Origin of the sequence: uncultured Clostridium sp., from assembly GCF_937920395.1 — a bacterium.
GTDB lineage: Bacteria > Bacillota > Clostridia > Clostridiales > Clostridiaceae > Clostridium_AD.
In genome coordinates this window covers 1-3,393 of sequence record NZ_CALEVF010000099.1, presented here as the reverse complement: position 1 = coordinate 3,393, position 3,393 = coordinate 1, and the positions used below count along the sequence as shown (strand labels likewise).

The 3,393-nt window shown below is 32.1% G+C and carries 4 protein-coding genes and 1 pseudogene; 4 read left to right on the top strand and 1 reads right to left on the bottom strand.

Annotation, left to right across the window (positions count from 1 at the left end; genetic code table 11):
* The 3 genes and pseudogenes from Q0649_RS08965 to Q0649_RS08955 form a co-directional block, all read left to right on the top strand.
* Nucleotides 1-176 (top strand): annotated as a pseudogene (locus Q0649_RS08965) (dihydropyrimidinase); the annotation flags it as partial.
* 17 nt (nucleotides 177-193) lie between these two features.
* Nucleotides 194-1,417 carry a Zn-dependent hydrolase gene (locus Q0649_RS08960; protein ID WP_298840475.1) on the top strand — a complete coding sequence of 408 codons (1,224 nt, stop codon included), beginning with the start codon at nucleotides 194-196 and terminating at the stop codon, nucleotides 1,415-1,417.
* Nucleotides 1,418-1,705: 288 nt separating this feature from the next.
* Nucleotides 1,706-2,056: an SdpI family protein gene (locus tag Q0649_RS08955; protein WP_298840472.1), complete on the top strand. Its 351-nt coding sequence runs from the start codon at nucleotides 1,706-1,708 to the stop codon at nucleotides 2,054-2,056.
* A gap of 87 nt (nucleotides 2,057-2,143) precedes the next feature.
* Here Q0649_RS08955 and Q0649_RS08950 read toward each other — a convergent pair whose 3' ends face one another.
* Nucleotides 2,144-2,674, bottom strand: a complete 531-nt coding sequence (locus Q0649_RS08950) for a glutathione peroxidase (RefSeq protein ID WP_298840469.1) — start codon at nucleotides 2,672-2,674, stop codon at nucleotides 2,144-2,146.
* Between the two features lie 269 nt (nucleotides 2,675-2,943).
* Here Q0649_RS08950 and Q0649_RS08945 point away from each other — a divergent pair, with 269 nt between their 5' ends.
* The gene (locus Q0649_RS08945; protein ID WP_298840466.1) at nucleotides 2,944-3,279 is read left to right on the top strand and encodes a hypothetical protein; all 336 of its coding nucleotides are present in this window, start codon (nucleotides 2,944-2,946) and stop codon (nucleotides 3,277-3,279) included.
* Nucleotides 3,280-3,393 lie beyond the last annotated feature (114 nt).

The following is a 3,393-nucleotide window of genomic DNA, read 5'->3' as shown; positions in this document are numbered from 1 at the left end:
TAACAAAATCAATGTTACATGAAAATGTAGATTATACACCATATGAAGGGTTTAAGTTAAAAGGATACCCAACGGTTACGATAAGTAGAGGAAATGTAATTGCGAGGGACGGTCAATTTGTAGGTGAAGAAGGAAGAGGCAAGTTCATAAAAAGAACTTCACCTCAAATAATATAAAAATGGGGGTTAGTAGAATGTTAACTTGTAATAAAGAAAGGGTACAAAACAAAATTGAGACATTTTCCAAATTTGGTGATGCAGGACATGGCGGGATAACAAGACTTTCTTTGTCAAAAGAGGCACTTGAGGCAAGAGCGGAATTCAGTAAGAGAATGCTTGCACTTGGTGTTAAAGTTGTAACCGACGATTTGGCAAATATGTACGCGACTTTTCCAGGTACAGAAGCGGGGTTTCCTAGAATTGTAATGGCATCTCATTGTGATTCCGTTAGAAATGGTGGTAACTACGATGGTATTTTGGGAGTTATGACAGGAATGGAAGTAGTTGAAACAATTGTTACAGAAAAAATTCCTCATAGACATCCAATTACAGCTATGATTTGGACCAATGAAGAAGGGTCACTTTATCCACCTGCAATGATGTGCTCGGGTGTAGTCTGTGGTAAATTTGATAAAGGTAAAATGTTAGCTACAAAGAGTTGTGAGGGGAAAACCTTTGGACAAGCTTTGGAGCAGAGTGGATATATAGGTGATATTTCAAACAGACTAAATCCTAAAGATTACATGGCAATGCTAGAATTACACATAGAGCAGGGTCCTGTTCTTGAAGCTGAAAATAAGCAAATCGGTGTTGTTCAGGGCGTTGTAGGAATGGTTAATTACAGAATTAGAACTTATGGACAGACTGACCATGCGGGAACTACTCCAATGAAATACAGAAGAGATGCTCTTTTGGCCTCATCATCTGCTCTTAAGTATTTACATGAACAGCTTGACAAGCTTGATAGTAATCTTGTTTATACAACAGGCGAAATTATTTGTCATCCATGTGTACACACTTGCATTCCGGACCTTGTTGACTTCTCGTTAGATGCAAGACATAAGGATCCAAAAGTTATTAAACAAGTTGTTGAAATAATTAAAAATATGCCTAAAGAATTAGATAAATGTGAAGTTAAATATGAAGAAGCTTGGGCACGTAACACAATTGAGTTTAATGAAAAACTAGTAGGATTAGTTCAAGAAAGCTCAGATAAATGTGGGTATACAAGTAAAAAAATGTACAGTGGTGCAGGACATGATGCACAATTTGCTGCGGAAATGTTACCTACTACTATGATTTTTGTTCCAAGTAAGGATGGACACAGTCATTGTGAACCAGAATTTACATCGCTTGAAGATTGCTGCAATGGTATAAACGTAGCTCTTCATACAGTTTTAGCGATTGATAAAAAATAAAAACAACTAATTTAATAGTTAAAAGTAATAGGAGCTGAAATCTTCATTATATAAAGATTTTGGCTCCTATAGTTTTATGAACTTTTTTTATCAAAGATAACAAGTATATATAATGAAAGAAGAATGAAAGAATTTAAGGAAAATTGAAATTTATATATGTAATTTATGCCATTAATAGTATAATAAAGTGAACATCTTATTTGAAAATGTATATAATACATAGTTGAGGTGGCATGAGGATTTGTTTATTTTTACTTAACGACATTAATAATTTATGGGGGAAGACGTATGAGTTTAATTGTTGGAATATGTTTTAGTATATTTGGGTTTAGCTTAATGAAGTATCCACCAGAAAGTATAAATGGTGTGATGGGATATAAAACACCTTTGTCAATGAAAAATCAAGACACTTGGGACGTATCACAAAAACATAGTGGATTTATAATGCTAATATTTGGGGGTGTTAATGCTGTTTTTGGGATTTGGGCATTGATTCGACCAATCGCTATTAATGAGGACAGTATGCAATTGTTATTATTATTGATAAGTGTTATAGCTATTTTTCTTATTGAAGAAATACACTTACTGCGAATATTTCATATGGATGGAAGCAGAAGAAAAGACAATCTAAATCAGTAACTATAATAGAACATATATTAACAATTATTAAAATAAAAAAGATTATACTATTGTTTTTACTAACAATAATATAATCTTTTGTTTAATTTATAGTAAAGATTTAATGTTTTCTTCCATTTTCTCTGGCTCAAATGTTGGAGCAAATCTAGCAATAACTTTACCAGTTTTATCTACAAGGAATTTTGTGAAATTCCATTTGATATCAGATTCAGATGTATTAAATCCTAGACCAGATAATTTAGTGTAGAAACCTTTTGATGCATCATCTTCAGTAGCTGTAGGAGCTTCTTTTTTTAGAAATTTATATAGTTCATTTGCAGTTTCGCCATTTACATCTATTTTAGCAAAAGTTTTAAAAGTTGTACCATATGTTATTGCACAAAAATTAGAAATTTCCTCGTTAGTTCCTGGAGCTTGAGCAAAGAATTGATTGCTTGGGAAATCTAATATTTCAAATCCGTCTTTGCCGTATTTGTCATAAAGTTTTTGAAGTCCTTCATATTGTGGTGTAAAACCGCAACCAGTAGCTGTGTTAACTATTAAAAGTACCTTTCCTTTATAATCTTCCATTGAAACTTCATTACCCTCTGTAGTTTTTACTTTGTAATCATATATCATATTAATTTCCCCTTTTATATTTATTTTTTTTAATGAATTGCATTTCTTAGCGTTAGCTAAGACGGAACTAACCCTTTTCTAAACCTATCCTGTTGCGAAAGAGTACGCCCATCCTCTATAGGTGGGTGGTGAATTCCGTCTAGCTTAGGGCAGTTTATAAAAATAAAGCAATTACTTACAAGTATAATATTAATAGAGAATATACTCATATTTTCATCGATATTTGGACATAATATTAATATAAAACATTTGTGAAAGGAGGAGTCTCAATGACTAACAGTTCAAAAAAAGTAGAAAAGGAAATCTTGTACGGAGTTCAAAAACAACAACTTAAAGATTTGTCAGCTAAGGAATATAAAGCACTTAAACAACTATGTATTTTATCTAAAAACATGTACAATGTAGCATTGTATAGTATTCGTCAACATTATTTTACTGAAAAGAAGTTCTTAAGTTACATTAAAAACTATCATGTTTGCAAAACTAATGAAAACTACGAAATACTTAATAGTAATTCAGCCCAACAAATAATGAAAGTTGTAGATGCAAGTTTTAAGTCGTTTTTTGCATTGCTTAAATTAGCAAAAGCAGGTAAGTACAAATAAGCGAAGTTGCAAATTGCAATCAATTAAAGATAAACAAAATATCACACGCACTACTAAAGCCCAAGGAAACCTTTGGAACAAACGAGGTAATAAGGTTAATGATTATCTCGCTAA